The following is a 16,951-nucleotide window of genomic DNA, read 5'->3' on the forward strand; positions in this document are numbered from 1 at the left end:
GTCCGGCGCGCACCCCCGCCGTCAGTCGATCGAGCAGCCCTGCTCGTCCGACAGCGCCCGCTCGATCCGGGCGCGGTGCTCGTCCGACATCGGCGGCAGCGCGTCGGGCGCGAACCAGCCGACCTCGGTCGACTCGTCGTCCGCGACGTGGGCCTCCCCCGAGATCCAGCGGCAGCGCACCACGTGGTCGAGGTACTGCGAGCGGTCCCCGTTGGGGTACTGCATCGGCGGGAGGGTGTGCACCTGCACGAGGCGCTCGACCTCGATCTCGACGCCCGCCTCCTCCTGCGCCTCGCGGCGGGCGGTCCCGGCGACGGTCTCGCCCGGGTCGATGATCCCGGTGACGGCCGTCCAGGCTCCGGTGTCGGCGCGCCGGACGAGCAGGACCTCGAGCGCCGGCTCCTCGCGGAGGATCACCGCGGTCACGCCGGTGAGCCAGAGCAGCTCGGTCCCGATCCGCTCGCGCAGTCGCAGCACGAAGTCGGGAGTCGCCATCAGTGCTCTTCGGGTCGGAAGTCGAACGCGACGATGCCGGCCGTGTCGACGAACGGCCCGACGAACTCCTTGAACGCGTCGTGCGCCGGATCCCAGTGCGAGGGGTCCTCGACGGCCGGCCGGCCGAGGTAGTAGTGCAGGTCGCCCTCGGAGGAGAAGGTCAGCAGGAACGCGCGGTCGAAGCCCTCGCCCGCGCCCTCGATGCTCAGCTGCGGCCCCGTCTCGATCGACTCGATGTAGGGCCGTCCGTCGCGGACGCACTCGTCGGCCAGGGCGAGGAAGCGGCGGGTGACCTCGTCCGCCTCGGCGACCAGCGCCGTCGGGCGGAAGCGGATCAGGACGAGGTGCCGGAGCGTGCCCGGGCGGAAGTCGCGGGCGACGAAGCGCTCCGGACCGATCTCGTCGAGGACCGCGGTGGCGCGCTCCGGGCCGCTGCGCCAGCGCGAGCCGACCGTCTCGGCCGCATCCCTGATGTCCGTCATGCCGACGCCTTCCCGGCGCGGGCGTCACGCCGCCGCTCACGATACCCCTCGACCAGGTTGTAGACGACGGGCAGGACCACGAGGGTCAGCACCGTCGAGGACACCAGGCCGCCGATCACGACGATCGCCAGCGGCTGCGAGATGAAGCCGCCGTGGCCCGTGATCCCCAGCGCCATCGGCAGCAGGGCGAAGATCGTCGCGAGGGCGGTCATCAGGATGGGCCGGAGCCGCCGCTCGGTGCCGTGCAGCAGCGCCTCCCGCACCGGCATCCCGCGATCGCGGTACTGGTTCACCAGGTCCACGAGCACGATCGCGTTCGTGACGACGATGCCGATCAGCATCAGCACGCCGATCAGGGACGGCACGCCCAGCGGCACGCCGGTGATCACCTGCAGGAGGATCGCGCCGGTCGCCGCGAACGGCACGGACACGAGCAGGAGCAGCGGCTGCAGGAGCGAGCGGAACGTCGCCACCATCACGACGTAGACGATCAGGATCGCGACCAGCAGCGCGATGCCCAGCTGCGAGAACGCGTCGGCCTGGTCGGCGGTCACTCCGCCGAGGGAGGCGTCGACACCGGCCGGAAGCGCCGTCGCGTCGATCGCGTTCTGCACGGCGACGTTGGCCGAGGCGAGGTCGTCGCCCTCCGGGGTGACGGTGATGGTCGCGGTGCGCTGCCCGCGCTCGGTGGTGATGCTCGCCGGACCGTCCGTCTGCTCGACCGCCGCGAGGGTGGAGAGCGCGACGGCGCCGGTGAGGGTCGGCACCTCGAGGTTCCGCAGCTCGTCCACGGTGGCCGGCGGCTGCCCGTCGGCCAGGTAGATCGAGAGGGTGCGGTCGTCGATCACGACGCTGCCGACCTGGCTGGGCTGGAGTGCCTGGCTGACGATCGTGCCCACGGCGACCTCGCTGAGACCCGTCCGGGCCGCGGCGTCGCGGTCGACCCGCACCGCGATGTAGGGCAGCGAGGAGGAGAGGTTGCTCTCGGCCTGGCTGATCCCGTCGGTCCCGCGCAGGGCCTCGAGGAGCTGGTCGCTCGCGCTCTGGAGGTCGCTCTGCGAGGCGGTCGAGAGGTCGACCTCGATGTCCGAGGAGGCGCCGAAGCCGGAGGAGGCGGCGACGCTGATGTCCTCGGCCGAGGCGACGCCCGACAGCGCGTCGCGGACGTCCGCCTGCACGGCCTCCTGGTCGGCCGACTCGTCGGTGGTGACGGAGTAGCGGATCGAGGTGCCGCCGCCTCCTCCCCCGCCGAACGCGCTCTGCAGACCGCCGGAGGAGCCGACGGTGAGCTGGACGGTCTCGACGCCGCCGACGCCGAGGATCGCCGTGCTCGCCTGCTGCGCCGTCGCGTCCTGCGCGTCGAGGCTCTGGCCGACGGGGACCGTCTGGGTGACGGTGAAGGTGTCCTGCCCGCTGGAGCCGAGGAAGTTCGTCTTCATCAGCGGGTACAGAGCACCGGTCCCGACGAGCACGAGCAGCGCCAGGAGGACGGTGACGACCGAGTGCTTCAGCGTCCAGTGGATGATCGGGCCGTAGACCGACTGCAGCCCGCGCGCCCGCCGGGGAGCGGCGTGGGCGCCGTGGTGCGGGACCTCCTCGACCGGCGCAGCGGTGTCGGCCGGGACGCCCGAGGCGGGTGCCCCTCCGGCCGCCGCGCGCTCCTCCGCGAGCGCCGCCTGCGCGGCCTGGCGCACCGCCGGCCGCTTCGAGGGGCGGAGGAACCAGTAGGCCAGCACCGGCACGATCGTCAGCGCTACCACGAGGGAGGCGAGCAGGGCGATCGACACGGTCAGCGCGAAGGGCCGGAACAGCTCGCCCGTGGTGCCGCCGACGAACGAGATCGGCAGGAACACCGCGACCGTGGTGATCGTGGAGGCGGTGATCGCGCCGGCGACCTCGCGGACGGCGACCGCGATGGTCCGGGCCCGGTCCTCACCCGCGTCGAGGTGCCGCTTGATGTTCTCGATCACGACGATGGAGTCGTCGACCACACGGCCGATCGCGATGGTGAGCGCGCCGAGGGTGAGGATGTTGAGGGTGTAGCCGGCCGTCTGCAGGCCGATGAAGGTGATCAGCACCGAGGTCGGGATCGAGATGGCCGTGACCAGGGTCGAGCGCACCGAGAGCAGGAACAGCAGGATCACCAGCACGGCGAAGACGAGGCCGAGCGCCCCCTCCTGCGCGAGCGACGCGATCGACTCCTGGATGTAGGGCGCCTGGTCGAAGACCGGGGTGAAGGCGGCGTTGTCGCCGATCGACTCCTCGAGGTCCGGGAGCAGCGCGGCCACGCCGGTCGACACGTCGACGGTGTTCGCGGCCGGGAGCTTCGTGATCGAGAGAGTCAGGGCGGGCTGGCCGTTGACGCGCGAGATCGAGGTGACGGGGGCGTCGGTGACGGCGACCGTCGCGACGGAGCCGAGGGTGGTGACGGTCGGCTCCGCGGTCGCGGCTGCGCTTCCCGCCGCCGCTCCGGCGTCGGAGCCGCCGGCTGAAGCGCCGGAGCCCGCGGAGGCACCCGCGCCCGCTGACGCACCGGCGCCGCCCGCACCCGCGGAGGCACCTGCGGACGGCAGCAGCGGCAGCGCCGCGATCGCGTCGGTCGAGTCGAGCTTGACGCCCGACTGCACCGAGAAGGTCGACCCGTCCTGGGTGATCTGTCCGCCCGCGACGAGCACGCCGTTCTGCTGCAGGGCCGAGCGGATGTCGCCGGTCGAGAGGCCGGCCGCGGCGAGCGCCGCGTCATCGGGAGTGATCGTGACGCGCTGGGCGGTCTCGCCGACGAGCGCCGCCTCGCGCACGCCCTCGACCTTCTCCAGGTCCGGGATGACCGTGGTGCGCAGGCGCTCGGCCAGCGCGTCCGCGTCGCCGTCGCTCGACACGGCGAGCTGCAGCACCGGCAGGTCGTCGAGGGAGCCGGTGACCACCTGCGGGTCGACGCCGTCCGGGAGCGTGCTCTTGATCCGGTTGATCGCCTGCAGGATCTTCTGCTCGGCGGTGGCGAGGTCGGTGCCGTAGGTGAAGGACGCCGAGATGAGGGAGGAGTCCGTGGAGGACGTCGCGCTGGTCGTCTCGAGCCCCGGCACCCCCTGGATGGCGGTCTCGATCGGCGTCGAGACGTCGTCGTTGACCACCTCCGGAGCGGCGCCCGGATAGGACGTGACGACGGCGAGCTGCGGGAAGGAGATCGACGGCGCGAGCTCCTGCTTGAGCCCGGTCAGGGCGACTCCGCCGAAGACGGCGATGACGACGGTGACGAGCGCGATGAGCGCCCGGTTCTTCATGCTGAGGACCGCGAGGAGATGCACCCTCCGAGTCTTCCATCAGCCGACTGAGTGTTGGGAGGGACGCGGCGTTCCGGGGCGCGCGACGGGGCGACCGGCGCCACCGGCCGGCCCCGGACGCCCTCAGCCCAGGCGGACCTCAGCCGTCGACGACCCGACGGGGAGGCTCACTGCAGCGCCCGCCCCCGCGCTCGAGAGCGCGAAGTCCCCGGCGAAGGCCCGCACGCCGACGCGCCCCTCGGCGTCCGTCCGGAGCACCGTCGGCTCGAGCCACCAGTCCCCGCGGATCCGCGAGCGCAGCGCCTCATAGGCCGGCTTCGGGCTCCCGTCGCGGCGGAGGAACCCGCCCGGCGCTCCGAGCCAGGCGCCGGCGTCGTCGAAGCCCCAGTAGGTGATCGCCTCGACCGCCGGATGCGCGACCAGCGTCTCGTAGTGCCGCACCATCTCGTCCGCCTGCCGCGCCTCCCCCTCCGGGGTGGTCGGCCAGTCCTCGACCACGTGGTCGTTGAGGTCCTCGATCTCGGCGGGCATCAGCTCGCCCGAGACGAGGGTGGTCTCGGTCCAGTGCAGCGGCAGGCCGAAGCGCGCGAACCTGTCGCAGATCGCCGTGATCTGCTCCTCCCCGCGGAACCCCTGGTGCATGTGCGACTGCAGGCCGATCGCGTCGGGCCGGATCCCGGCCTCGAGCACGTCCTCGATCAGCCGCTCGTACTCGGGCCCGAGGTCGAAGTCGTTCAGCACGAGCACCGATCCGGTGCCGAGGCTGCGCGCCTCCGAGAAGGCCAGCTCGACCATGCCGACGCGTCCCTTCTCGCGGGCGAGGCGGGTGACGGCGTTCGTCACGCCGTCCGGCTCGTTGGCGAAGCGCGGCATGATGACGACCTCGTTGATCGCGTCCCAGGTGTCGATCAGCCCGGCGAAGGCGCCCACCTCCCGGCGGATGCGCGCGCGGAGGAGCTGCTCGGCCTCGTCCAGCGGCAGCGCGTCGAGCCACTCCGGCTTCACGTAGTGCCAGACCAGCGGGTGCCCCTTGAGCCGGACGCCGTCCGCGGCGAGCGCGCGCGCCTCGGCGAGCACCTCCTCCGTCGCGGTGCGGCCGCGCTCCGGCTCGAAGCGTCCCCAGTAGACGGGGAGCGTCGCCGTGTCGAACAGGTCGAGCCAGAGCCGGCGCTCCTCGGCGCGGGCGGGGTCGGTGCTCGGAGGAGTGCAGCCGAAGGCGAAGGCGTGGCGGCGCTGCTCGACCGTCACGTCGGCGTGGGCGAGCGGAGCGCCGTCGGCACCGAGGACGGTGACGAGGGCGTCGGCGAGACGGGGGCTGAAGTCGGTCATGCGGGGCCTCTCAGGCGGGGTGGCGCTCGTCGAGCGCCGTGTACTCGGATCGGGTGAGCGGGAGGACCGCTCCGTGCTTGGTGTCCTCGGGCAGGTCGAACTCCTCCGCGAGCTCCCAGCGGCCCGAGGCCGGGTCGGTGCTCGTGTAGGCGCGGTAGCCGTAGGGGCGGAGGGCGTACTGGTCGACCCAGAGCGACCAGCGCTCCTCGCGGTGGTGCCGGAAGACCAGCGGGCCCTCGATGCTCGGGCCGAGCTCCTGCCCGATCCCCCGGGCGACGGTGGCGAAGTCGTCCGCGAGGAGGGAGGAGCCGACCTGCTGGAACACCTGCATCGTGTCGGGGGCCTCGTCGTGCTGCTTGGCGAAGCGGTGGACGGCCGTGCCCTCGATCAGCAGCGTCATGTCGATCACTCCGCCGGGCAGCCGCAGGTAGGTCTCGGGCTCGGTGAACGTGCGGAAGTCGCGCGTGCGGGACATCAGGATGCCGCTGTCGCCCGTCTCGCCGGTGGCGGGGTCGCCGTCCTCGGCCAGGCCGGAGGACCAGTGCACGAGGAAGTCGCCCGAGACCGGGTCGTAGACCGACTCCGGCGCCCAGGCCATGCCCGCGCCCTCGGGAGCGACGGCGACCGCGCGCGGCTCGGACCACTCGAGGAGGTCCGGAGAGTCCCAGACCACGAGGTCGCGGCTCCCCCGGTGTCGGTAGAGGTCCCAGTCCGGGCCCTCGGGCCGCCAGACGCGGAGATCGGTGGCGACGAGGTGGAAGCCCCGCGGACCGCGGACGATGTGGGGGTCGCGGACGCCGCCCGTGCCGCCGGTCCACTCCAGCACCGGCCCGAGCGCGCGCCAGCGCAGCGGATCGTCGCCCCGGCTGAGCGAGAGGAAGATCTTCTCGCTGTGGCCGGTCCGGTCCTCCACGAAGTGGACCAGCAGGTAGCCGTACCCGTCGCTCATGAGAGAACGATCTCACACGCCCGGCGGGCACTCCACCTCAGACCACGTCGGCGAGGTACCCCGGGTCGGCCGCCGGGTGCCGGGCTACCTGCGCCCACGCCGTCGCGAGCGCCTCCACGGCCCGGTCGGTCGCCTCGGGCGAGTAGCCGATCGGGATGCGGAGGAAGCGCTCGAAGGCGCCGTCGATCCCGAAGCGCGGGCCCGCGGTGATCAGCAGGCCCGCCGTCCGGGCGGCGAGCGCCAGCTGCGAGCTCGCCGGCCGGCCCAGGCCCACCCAGGTGGAGAGGCCGCCCGAGACCCGCGGCACGCTCCACTCCGGGATCGCGCGCGCCAGGGCCGCCTCGAGGTGGTCGCGGCCCGCGCGCAGCTGCGAGCGCCGCAGCTCGAGCACGCCGTCCATCCGGCCGAGCATGTCCGCGACCAGGAGCTGCTCCAGGATCGGCGTGCCGAGGTCGCTCGCCGAGCGCGCCAGCGCCAGCTTGCGGATCACCGCCCGCTCGGCGCGGATCCAGCCGATCCGGATGCCGCCCCACAGCGTCTTGCCGACGGAGCCGATCGAGAGCACCGTCCCCTCGGGCCCGTAGGCGGCGAACGGCAGCGGCGACATCCGCCGGTCGATGTCGAGCTCGGCCGTCGTCTCGTCGGCGATGATCAGGGTCCCCTGCCGGGCCGCGGCGGCGATCGCCCGCTCCCGCAGCTCGGGGGCCATGGAGCGGCCGGTCGGGTTGTGGAAGTCGGGCATCAGGTAGGCCAGGCTCGGGCTCGTGCCGCGCAGCGCGGCGATCAGGCCCTCTCCGTCCCAGCCGTCCGCCCCGTCGACGTTCACCGGCACGAGCCGCGCGCCGGCCAGCCGGAGGGCCTCGTAGGCGTGCGGGTAGGTCGGGGCCTCGATCAGCGCCCGGTCACCCCGCGCGAGCAGGGTGCGGGCGACGAGCGCGATCGCGTGCTGCGCGCCGATGGTCACCATGATCTGGCCGGGCTCGGTGCGCAGACCCCGCGCGGTGTAGCGCTCGGCGATCGCGCGGCGCAGCACCGGCAGGCCGACGGTGTCGTAGGAGCCGGAGTCGAAGTGCTCGGGGGCCGCCTGCGCCGCGCGGGTGTACGCCTCGGCCAGCTCGGGGACGGCGGGCAGGGCCGCCTTGGTGAAGTCGAGGAAGTCCGGCGCGAGCGAGGGCACCGCGTGCACGGCCGCTCCCGGCAGGCGGGTGACGCTGCCGGAGCCGCGCACGCTGACGAGGTAGCCGCTGTCGCGCAGCTCGCGGTACGCGGCGGCCACGGTCGTGCGGCTGACGCCGAGGCGGGCCGAGAGCTCGCGCTCGGCGGGCAGGCGGCTGCCCGCGGGAATGCGGCCGTCGATCCCGAGGAGGCGGATCCGATCGGCCAGCGCGAGGTAGGCGGGCCGGGTGCCGCGCTGCTCGCGCCAGTCGCCGAGGAGGGTCTGCAGGGCGCGCGCGCCGAAGTGGACATCAGCCATGCGTCCAAGGTAGCCGGATTGGACCGCGCGAAGAAGGCCAATGTCGCGCTGTGATGAGTCCATGACCCTCACCGCTCCCGTTGCCGCCGCCGCTCCCCCAGCGGGCCAGTGGCGCCTCCGACCCGTGCCGCGCCTGCTGGTGGGCCTGATCCTCTACGGATTCGCCGACGCGATGATGATCCGCGCGGCGATCGGCGTGGACCCGTGGACCGTCTTCGCCCAGGGGGTCGCGCACCAGACCGGGCTCGGGATCGGACTGCTCACGAACGTGATCGGCCTGCTCGTCCTGCTGCTGTGGATCCCCCTCCGACAGCGGCCCGGCCTCGGCACCGTGCTGAACGTGCTCGTGGTCGGCACGATGATCGATGTCGGGCTGCGCGTGCTGGCGACGCCGGAGGAGTGGTGGGCCCGCGGCCTGCTCTTCGCCGGAGGCCTCGTGCTTCTGGCGGTCGCGAGCGGGATCTACATCGGCGCCCACCTCGGTCCGGGGCCCCGCGACGGACTGATGCTGGGCCTGCACACCCGCACGGGCCTGCCGATCTGGGTGGCGCGCTCGGGCGTCGAGCTCACGGTGCTGCTCATCGGCTGGGCCCTCGGCGGCGACGCCGGCCTCGGCACCCTCCTCTTCGCGGTGCTGATCGGGCCGCTCTGCTCGGTGACCCTGCCTCTGCTCGGGGTGCGGAGGCACTGACCCGCGCACGACGGAGGCCCCGCCTCCCGGACCGGTTCCGGGAGGCGGGGCCTTCGCGATCGGATCGGCTAGCGCTTGGCCGCGATCTCCGCACGCATCCGCGACGCCTCGTCGGAGTCCTGGATCGAGGCGATCCCCTCGGTGATCGAGGTGCCCGACGCGGGGGCCTCGTGCTCGTCCGCTCCGAGCGTGGTCTCGTCGAAGGGCGAGCGCCCGCCGAGGACCTCGCGGACCTGCACCATGTCGATCTGCTTGGTCCAGGTGCCCACGAGAAGGGTGGCGACCGCGTTGCCGGTGAAGTTGGTGACCGCGCGGGCCTCGGACATGAAGCGGTCGATGCCGACGATCACGCCGACGCCGTTGACCAGGTCGGGGCGGAAGGACTGGAGGCCGCCGGCCAGCGTGGCCAGGCCCGCTCCGGTGACGCCCGCGGCGCCCTTCGAGGCGATCATCATGAAGAGGAGGAGGCCGATCTGCTCCGGGATCGACATCGGCGCTCCGGTGGCCGAGGCGATGAACAGCGACGCCATCGTGAGGTAGATCGCCGTGCCGTCGAGGTTGAAGGAGTAGCCGGTGGGCACGGTGATGCCGACGACGGGCTTGGAGACGCCGAGGTGCTCCATCTTCGCGATCAGGCGGGGCAGCGCCGCCTCCGAGGAGGAGGTGCCGACGATGAGCAGGTACTCGCGGGCCAGGTACTTCATCAGCGAGAAGATGCTGACGCCGGTCACCAGGCGCAGCAGCAGGCCGAGGACGACGACCACGAAGATCGCGCAGGTGATGTAGAAGCCGATCATCAGGGTGGCGAGAGCGACGACCGCTCCCCAGCCGGTCTTGCCGACGACCGCGGCGATGGCGCCGAACGCGCCGATCGGGGCGACCCAGAGCACCATCGAGAGGATGCGGAAGACCAGGACCTGGAGCTGCTTGATCGCTCCGAGGATCGGCTGGCCCTTGGCGCCCATCTTCTGCAGCGCGAAGCCGACGAGCAGCGCGACGAAGAGGGTCTGCAGGATGCTGCCGTCCACGAGCGAGGAGAACAGCGAGACGGGGATGATCCCGAGGACGAAGTCGCTGGTGCTCTCGGCCTTGAGGTCGCTGGTGTCGTAGGTGGCGCTCGAGATGTCGAGGCCCTCGCCCGGGTGCAGGATGTTGCCGACGACGAGGCCGATCGCAAGGGCGAAGGTCGACATCACGATGAAGTAGCCCAGCGCGAGTCCGCCGACCTTGCCGACCGTGGCGGCCTTCGCGATGGAGCCGATGCCGATGACGATGGTGCAGAAGATGATCGGCGCGATCATCATCTTGATCAGTCCGACGAAGGCCTTGCCGACGGGCTCGAGCGTCGCCGCGAAGGCGGGAGCGACGAGTCCGACCACGACGCCGGCGACCACGGCGATGATGACGGCGATGTAGAGCCAGTGGTTCCGGTCGATGCGCCGCCGGGTCTTCGGAGGGGTGACCGCGGGGATCAACCGGTCGGACGGCGTCTGAGGCGTCTTCGCCATGGGGGTGTCCTTCTCTTCGTCGAGGTGAGGGGGTAGGACGATGGTGGCCCCGCCTCCGGAGCCCGGCACGGTTGCGTTCATACTGTTCACGGCGGGGCGCCCCGAGCGCTCGCTCACGAGGGAGTGGCATGGTCAGGACGCCGAGCGCACGCGGACCGCGCGGCAGCATCGCCGCGCGCCTGTTCGCCGTGCAGCTGCTGAGCATCCTGCTGATCGCCGCGGCGGCCGTCGCGGTGCTGGCCCTCGACGCGCGGAGCCGGGCGGGCGACGAGGCCGCCCAGCGGAGCCTCGTCGTGGCGCGGACGGTGGCCGACAATCCGTTCGTCCTCGAGTCGACGGCCGGCGCGGATCCCTCCGCGAGCCTGCAGCCGTACGCCGAGGAGGTCATGCGGGACACCGGCGTCGACTTCCTCACGATCATGGCCCCCGACCGCACCCGGTACACCCACCGCGACCGCGACCGGATCGGCCTGCCGTTCCAGGGCACGATCGAGCCCGCGCTGGAGGGGCGGACCTTCACCGAGACGTACACCGGCACGCTCGGGCCCTCCGTCCGCGCCGTCGCACCGATCGAGGACGCCGACGGCGCGGTCGTCGCGCTCGTGTCGGCGGGCGTCACGCTCTCGGCCGTGGACGCCTCCTTCGCCGCCCGCGTGCAGGTCGTCGCGTGGGGCGCGCTCGGTGCGGTCGCGCTCGGCGCACTCGGCTCGTGGCTCCTCGCCCGCTACCTGAGGCGGGTCACGGGCGGGCGGGGCCCGGAGCAGATGAGCCAGGTCTTCGCCTACTACGAGTCCGTCCTGCACTCGGTGCGGGAGGGGCTGCTGCTGGTCGACGACCGCGGCCGACTGGTGCTCGCCAACGACCACGCGCTGGAGCTGCTCGGGCTCGAGGGCGTGCGGACGCCGGTGCCGGTCGCCGAGCTCGACCTCCCCGGCGCCCTGCGCGAGCTGCTGCAGGACGACGAGCCCGTCTCGGACCGCCTGGTCGTGGCCCGCGAGCGGATCCTCGTGGTGAACGAGCGGCCCGCCGCCTCCCCCGGCGCCCGCCCCCTGGGCACGGTCGTCACGCTCCGGGACCGCACCGAGCTGCAGCGGGTGAGCGGCGAGCTGGAGTCGCTGCGCACCCTCTCGGACGCGCTGCGCTCGCAGACCCACGAGTTCTCGAACCGCCTGCACACCATCGCGTCGCTGATCGAGCTCGGCCGGCCCGACGAGGCGCTCGCGTTCGCCGCCGGCGAGCTGAACCTCAGCCAGCGCCTGGCCGACCGGGTCCTCGGCTCCGTGCAGGAGCCGGTGATCGCCGCCCTGCTGCTGGGCAAGGCCGCGCAGGCCCGCGAGCGCGGCGTCGAGCTGCACTTCGAGACGCACCTCGAGCCCGGCACGCAGGGGCTGGAGCCCGGGGACCTCGTGACGGTGCTCGGCAATCTGATCGACAACGCCCTCGACGCGGCCGCCTCGTCCGCTCCGGACCGCGAGCCGTGGGTGGAGGTCTACCTCGGCCTCGCGGAGGGCGAGCTGGTGGTGCAGGTGTCGGACAGCGGCCCCGGAGTCGCGAGCGCCGCCGACGTCTTCGCGCGCGGCTACTCGACGAAGGAGTCGGACGGCTTCGGCCGCGGCATCGGCCTGGCGCTGGTGCAGCAGGTGGTGGAGCGCCTCGGCGGCTCGATCGAGGTCTCGCGCCACGTCGGCGCGGTGTTCACGGTGCAGCTGCCGCTGCCCGCGCGGGTGGCGTCGTGATCCGGGTGCTCGTCGTCGAGGACGAGCCGCTGACCGCGAGCGCCCACGCCGACTACGTCCGGCGGGTCGACGGCTTCGAGGTGGCCGCGGTCGCCGGCAGCGGGGCGGAGGCGATCCGGGCGCTTCGCGCGGACCCTGGCATCGCGCTGATCCTGCTCGACATGAACCTGCCGGACATGGGCGGCCTCGACCTCTGCCGGGCCGTCCGGGCGGCGGGCCTGGACGTCGACGTCATCGCGATCACCGCTGTCCGCGACGCCGCGAACGTGCGCGCCTCCGTCGCCGCCGGCATCGTGCAGTACCTGATCAAGCCGTTCGTCTTCAGCGCGTTCGCCGCCAAGCTCGCCAGCTACCGGTCGTACCGCGAGCGGATGCACGGCGCCGACGTCGCCAGCCAGCACGAGGTGGACGGGGCCTTCGCGGCGCTCCGCACCTCCAACGCCCCGGGTCTGGCCAAGGGGCTCTCGGCCCAGACCCTCGAGGCCGTCACCGCACTGCTGGGCCCCGTCGGCCTCTCGGCGGCCGAGCTCGCCACCCGCCTCGACATCTCGCGGGTGACGGCCCGCCGCTACCTCGAGCACCTCGCCGACTCCGGAGTGGCGGACCGCGCGCCCCGCTACGGCTCCCCCGGCCGCCCGGAGCTGGAGTACCGCCGCCGCTGAGCGCGCGTCAGGCGGCCCGCAGTGCGGCGGCGATCTCCTCCTCGATCAGGTCGTGGTTGATCGCCGCGCCCACGCGCAGCCCGTCGGCGGACGAGGCGACGACCTGCGCCATGGGCTCGACCAGCGAGCCCGCGGCGAAGACCCCGGCGACGCCGGTCCGGCCCATCGGATCGACGGCGAGGTGCCGCGCGACTCCCGACGGGTGGTCGGCGAGCTCGAGGCCGAGCCCCTCGGGGAGCCGCCCCTCGACCCGCGGGCCGACGACGAGCGCGTCGAGCTCGTGCCGCCGACCGTCGATCACCACGCCGACCAGGCGGTCGTCCTCGACGAGGACCTTCTCGACGCGACCCGGCACGAGAGCGATCCCGCGGGCGGCCAGCGCCGCCGCCTCGTCGCCGGCGGGCGCGGGTGCGCCGTGGAGCAGGATCGACGTCCGGTCGCTGAGCTGTCGGAACATCTGCGCCTGGTGCCCGGCGAACGAGCTGCCGAGCACGCCGATCCGCCGGCCGCGCACCTCGAAGCCGTGGCAGTAGGGGCAGTGCAGGACGTCCCGTCCCCAGCGGGCGCCGAGCCCGGGGATCTCCGGCAGCAGGTCGCGGACGCCGGTCGCGAGCAGGAGGCGGCGCGCGCGGAGGACCGTGCCGTCGGCGAGGGTCGCGGTCACGCCCTCGGCACCCGCGGAGGCGCGGACCGCCTCGCCCTCGACCACCCGGGCTCCGTAGCCCTCGGCCTCGGCGCGCGCCAGGCGCACCAGCTCCGTGGGCGGCACGCCGTCGCGGGTCAGCACGTTGTGGGCACCGGGCGAGGGTGCGTTGCGCGGAGGTCCGCCGTCGACGACGAGGACGTCGCGGAGACTGCGGCCGAGGGCGGTGGCGGCGGCGAGGCCGGCGAAGGAGGCGCCGAGGATCAGGACGTCGGCGGGCGCGGGGGCGGACGGGCCGGTGGGGGCGTCGGTGGAGGTCATGGGTCGATGCTCCGCCGCCCCGGGCTGGGCCGCGAGGATCCGTGCCGTTCCGGCATGCGGCGCGACCGCCCGTGCCAGGATGGCGTCGTGCCCGAGACCCCGCCCGCCCCCTCCGACGACGAGATCGTCGCCGCCGTCGGACCACGGCTCCGGCGCCTGCGCACCCGCCGCGACCGCACGCTCGCGTCCCTCGCGGCCGAGACCGGCATCTCGGCGAGCACCCTCTCGCGCCTCGAGAGCGGAGGCCGTCGCGCGACGCTGGAGCTGCTCCTCCCGATCGCCCGCGCCCTCGGGGCGCCGCTAGACGAGCTCGTCGGCGCTGCGCCGGAGGATCCCCGCGTGCACGGCCGGCCGGTGCGCCGGAACGGCATGCTCATCCAGCCGCTCAGCCGCGACGCGGGTGCGCTCCAGGCGTTCAAGCACACGCTCCCGGCCGGGCCGGTGACGGAGCCGGCGGGGCAGCGCGCGCACGAGGGCTTCGAGTGGCTCTACGTGCTGAGCGGGCGGCTCCGCCTGCGGCTCGGCGAGCACGATCTGGTGCTGCCGGCCGGCGAGGCCGCCGAGTTCGACACCCGGGTGCCGCACTGGTTCGGCCGCGCCGACGAGCAGCAGGTCGAGTTCCTCAGCCTCTTCGGCCGCCAGGGCGAGCGGATGCACGTGCGCGCGTCAACGCGCCGCTGAGCGCGGTCACGCCTCGCCGAGCACCTCGCGCGCGAAGCCCTCGGTGCGCGCCCGCAGAGTCGCGATCCGCTGCGCTCGCGCCGCCTCGAGGTCGAAGCCGATGTAGGCCACCGACGGGCGCCGCCGCACGTTCACCGAGCACTCGAAGCGGGAGCAGACGAGCGTGCCGAGCGAGTCCCCCGCCCGCCCGGCCGCTCCGGCCTTCCGCGCCCCGAAGAAGACGACGTCGTTCGGGAGCTGCACGTCGCGGCACCACGAGCACTGCGCCCGCGAGCGCGGCAGGGCGTCGGCCTGGGTGAGCAGGACCCCGACGAGGCGCTCCTCCAGCGGCACGACGACGTAGGCGCGGCGGCCCATCCTCCGGTCGCGCCAGCCGAGATGGTCGATGACCGACCAGTCCAGCGCGTCGAAGTCCTTCGGCAGCGCGAGGTCGGCGACCTCCTTGCGGGAGGCGTTGACGAAGGACTCGCGGATCTCGGTCTCGGTCAGTGGCTGCATGGCGCTTCCGAGCCTAGGCCGGGATCAGCCCAGGTGGGCGACGGCCTCCTTCGGAGCCTGGGCGAGGAACTCCTCCTTCTTCACCCGGATCATCGCGACGGCGACGACGGAGGCGACGACCAGCCCGATCGCGGCCGCGACGAAGACCGCGGAGTAGCCGTCGACGAAGGCGACCGGCGACTGCTGCTCGCCCGCGACTCCCGCGTAGAGGGTCGTGAAGATCGACAGCCCGATCGAGCCGCCGATCTGCATGGCGGCGTTCGCGGTCGCTCCGGCGGCACCGGCGTCGTGGGCCGCGACTCCGGTGAGCGCGAGGTTCTGCAGCGGCACGAAGACCATCGCCATGCCGACGCCCAGGAGGATCAGCGCGGGCAGCACCTCGAGGAGGTAGCCGCCGTCGGGGGTGATGCGGCTCAGATAGAGGAGCCCGGCCGCCGCGATCAGCGGGCCGACGATCATCAGCACGCGCGGGCCGGTGCGCGGCAGCAGCTTGGCGGCGACTCCCGCGACGATCATGATCGTCACCGTCATCGGCAGATTGGCCAGGCCCGCCTCGAGCGGCGGCAGGCCCAGGACCAGCTGCAGGTGCAGGGTCAGGTAGAGGGTGGAGCCGATCATCACGCTGCCGACGATCGCCTGGACCAGGAAGGCTCCGCCGCGGACGCGGTCGGCGACGATGCGCAGCGGCAGCGACGGGTGGTCGGAGCGGGCCTGGATCCGCACGAAGAGGGCCAGCAGCAGCACGCCGACGAGGAGGAAGCCGAGGGTGTCGACGCGGAGCCAGCCCTGCTCGGCGAGGGTGAAGCCGTAGACGACGCTCGCGAGCCCGAGCGCGACGGTGATCGTCCCGGCGACGTCGAAGCGGTTGCGCCCCTCCGCGCGGCTCTCGGTGACGAGCAGCTGGCCGGCGATCGCGCCGACCACGACGACGGGGACGTTGACGAGGAGGCACCAGCGCCAGTCGGCGAACTCGGTGAGCAGCCCGCCCAGCACGAGGCCGACGGCGGCGCCCGCTCCGGCGACCGCTCCGAAGACGGCGAAGGCCGTGCCCCGCTCTCGGCCGGAGGGGAAGGAGACGGTGAGGAGGGCCAGAGCGGCCGGGGCGAGCAGCGCGGCGAAGGCGCCCTGCAGCCCGCGGGCGGCGATCAGCTCGGTGCCCGAGGTGGCGAGGCCGCCCCAGGCGGAGGCGGCGCCGAAGCCGATCATGCCGATCAGGTAGGTGCGCTTGCGGCCGGTGTAGTCGGCGATGCGGCCGCCCAGGAGCAGGAGCGCGCCGAACGCGAGGGCGTAGGCGGTGACGACCCACTGGCGCTCGACGTCGGTGAGGCCGAGATCGGCCTGCGCGGCGGGGAGGGCGATCGTGACGATGGTGCCGTCGAGCACGACGACGAGCTGCGTGAGCGCGAGGATCACGAGCACCCACCAGCGGCGGGCGGAGGAGGGAGCGGACGGGGAGGGCATGGCGGCCTTTCACACGGAGCGGAGCGGGACCGGCGGGTCCGGATCCGAGCCGCGTCATCGGGGCCGAACCACCCCAACCAGTTGGTTGGGCGAAGAAGAGTGTATCGTTCGAGCGCCCGGAGGTGAACCATGGAGCCGACATCCGATGCGGCGCTGCCCGCGCGCGAGCGGATCCTCCGCGCGGCCTCCGTCGAGTTCGCCGCCCACGGCTTCGCGGGCGCCCGGGTCGACCGTGTGGCCGCGGCCGCGGGTCTGAACAAGGAGCGGCTCTACGCCTACTACGGCGGCAAGCGCGGCCTGTTCGTCGCGACCGTCGTCGAGGCGCTCGGCGCTCTCGACGAGACGCTCCTCGCCGAGGCGGCGGACCTCCCCGACCTCGCGGGCCGCATGTTCGACCACGTGTGGGAGCACCCGGAGTTCCTGCGCCTGCTCACCTGGGCGCGCCTGGAGGGAGCCGGCGTCTGGGAGGAGGCCGGCGAGCAGCTCGGCGGGGTCCCCGCCCCTGAGGCCCGGGTCCTCGAGTGGCAGCGCACCGGCGTCGTCGACGCGAGCTGGTCCGCCGACGACCTCTTCATCGCCCTCCTCGGCCTCTGCGAGATCTGGCACCTCACCCCCTTCGCCTCCCGGAGCGGAGAGGAGACGCGCGACCGCCGCCGCGCCTTCGTCGTGCACGTCGCGCAGCTGGTGGGCGCACCGCGCTGAGGCCGGCCCCTCCCCCTTCACGGGGAGCGACGTCGGCA

At 73.5% G+C, this 16,951-nt stretch carries 15 protein-coding genes; 5 read left to right on the forward strand and 10 right to left on the reverse strand.

Annotated elements, in window-relative coordinates; all coding sequences use genetic code 11:
• Window positions 1-21 precede the first annotated feature (21 nt).
• The 6 genes from C5C39_RS05045 to C5C39_RS05070 all read right to left on the reverse strand — a co-directional run bounded on the left by C5C39_RS05045 (window position 22) and on the right by C5C39_RS05070 (window position 8,010).
• Window positions 22-495 carry an NUDIX domain-containing protein gene (locus C5C39_RS05045; RefSeq protein ID WP_104325960.1) on the reverse strand — a complete coding sequence of 158 codons (474 nt, stop codon included), beginning with the start codon at window positions 493-495 and terminating at the stop codon, window positions 22-24.
• The gene (locus C5C39_RS05050; RefSeq protein WP_104352817.1) at window positions 495-977 is read right to left on the reverse strand and encodes a Dabb family protein; all 483 of its coding nucleotides are present in this window, start codon (window positions 975-977) and stop codon (window positions 495-497) included. The genes C5C39_RS05045 and C5C39_RS05050 overlap by 1 nt, the downstream gene beginning before the upstream one ends.
• Window positions 974-4,282, reverse strand: a complete 3,309-nt coding sequence (locus C5C39_RS05055) for an efflux RND transporter permease subunit (RefSeq protein WP_104352818.1) — start codon at window positions 4,280-4,282, stop codon at window positions 974-976. Before C5C39_RS05055 ends, C5C39_RS05050 begins: the two co-directional genes overlap by 4 nt.
• Window positions 4,283-4,381: 99 nt before the next feature.
• Window positions 4,382-5,587: an endo-1,4-beta-xylanase gene (locus C5C39_RS05060; protein ID WP_104352819.1), complete on the reverse strand. Its 1,206-nt coding sequence runs from the start codon at window positions 5,585-5,587 to the stop codon at window positions 4,382-4,384.
• Between the two features lie 10 nt (window positions 5,588-5,597).
• Window positions 5,598-6,536: a glycoside hydrolase family 43 protein gene (locus C5C39_RS05065; protein WP_104352820.1), complete on the reverse strand. Its 939-nt coding sequence runs from the start codon at window positions 6,534-6,536 to the stop codon at window positions 5,598-5,600.
• Window positions 6,537-6,573: 37 nt separating this feature from the next.
• A complete protein-coding gene (locus tag C5C39_RS05070; protein WP_104237649.1) occupies window positions 6,574-8,010 on the reverse strand; it encodes a PLP-dependent aminotransferase family protein in 1,437 nt (478 codons plus the stop codon).
• A gap of 61 nt (window positions 8,011-8,071) precedes the next feature.
• Between C5C39_RS05070 and C5C39_RS05075 the strand changes: the two genes are divergently transcribed.
• Window positions 8,072-8,701, forward strand: coding sequence for a YitT family protein (locus tag C5C39_RS05075; RefSeq protein WP_374953113.1), 630 nt, complete (start codon window positions 8,072-8,074; stop codon window positions 8,699-8,701).
• Between the two features lie 68 nt (window positions 8,702-8,769).
• Here C5C39_RS05075 and C5C39_RS05080 read toward each other — a convergent pair whose 3' ends face one another.
• Window positions 8,770-10,209, reverse strand: a complete 1,440-nt coding sequence (locus C5C39_RS05080; RefSeq protein ID WP_104223811.1) for a cation:dicarboxylate symporter family transporter — start codon at window positions 10,207-10,209, stop codon at window positions 8,770-8,772.
• A 128-nt stretch (window positions 10,210-10,337) separates the two neighbouring features.
• Here C5C39_RS05080 and C5C39_RS05085 point away from each other — a divergent pair, with 128 nt between their 5' ends.
• Window positions 10,338-11,945 (forward strand): sensor histidine kinase, encoded by a 1,608-nt coding sequence (locus tag C5C39_RS05085; protein ID WP_104246900.1) that lies wholly within the window; start codon window positions 10,338-10,340, stop codon window positions 11,943-11,945.
• On the forward strand, window positions 11,942-12,607 hold the full coding sequence (locus tag C5C39_RS05090) for a response regulator (protein WP_104223809.1): 666 nt from the start codon (window positions 11,942-11,944) through the stop codon (window positions 12,605-12,607). Before C5C39_RS05085 ends, C5C39_RS05090 begins: the two co-directional genes overlap by 4 nt.
• Before the next feature lie 7 nt (window positions 12,608-12,614).
• Here the strand turns inward: C5C39_RS05090 and C5C39_RS05095 are convergent, their stop codons facing one another.
• Window positions 12,615-13,571 (reverse strand): NAD(P)/FAD-dependent oxidoreductase, encoded by a 957-nt coding sequence (locus C5C39_RS05095; RefSeq protein WP_104352821.1) that lies wholly within the window; start codon window positions 13,569-13,571, stop codon window positions 12,615-12,617.
• An 87-nt stretch (window positions 13,572-13,658) separates the two neighbouring features.
• Between C5C39_RS05095 and C5C39_RS05100 the strand changes: the two genes are divergently transcribed.
• Window positions 13,659-14,252 carry a helix-turn-helix domain-containing protein gene (locus C5C39_RS05100; protein WP_258075776.1) on the forward strand — a complete coding sequence of 198 codons (594 nt, stop codon included), beginning with the start codon at window positions 13,659-13,661 and terminating at the stop codon, window positions 14,250-14,252.
• 6 nt (window positions 14,253-14,258) lie between these two features.
• Here C5C39_RS05100 and C5C39_RS05105 read toward each other — a convergent pair whose 3' ends face one another.
• Both C5C39_RS05105 and C5C39_RS05110 read right to left on the reverse strand, forming a co-directional pair.
• Entirely contained in the window at window positions 14,259-14,750 is a 492-nt protein-coding gene (locus tag C5C39_RS05105) for an FBP domain-containing protein (protein ID WP_104222848.1), read from the reverse strand.
• A gap of 24 nt (window positions 14,751-14,774) precedes the next feature.
• The gene (locus tag C5C39_RS05110) at window positions 14,775-16,211 is read right to left on the reverse strand and encodes an MFS transporter (RefSeq protein WP_104246903.1); all 1,437 of its coding nucleotides are present in this window, start codon (window positions 16,209-16,211) and stop codon (window positions 14,775-14,777) included.
• 129 nt (window positions 16,212-16,340) lie between these two features.
• Between C5C39_RS05110 and C5C39_RS05115 the strand changes: the two genes are divergently transcribed.
• Window positions 16,341-16,913, forward strand: a complete 573-nt coding sequence (locus C5C39_RS05115; RefSeq protein ID WP_104352823.1) for a TetR family transcriptional regulator — start codon at window positions 16,341-16,343, stop codon at window positions 16,911-16,913.
• The last annotated feature ends 38 nt before the right edge of the window (window positions 16,914-16,951 follow it).

The sequence above is a fragment of the Rathayibacter sp. AY1F3 genome (assembly GCF_002931975.1).
Classification (GTDB): Bacteria; Actinomycetota; Actinomycetes; order Actinomycetales; family Microbacteriaceae; genus Rathayibacter.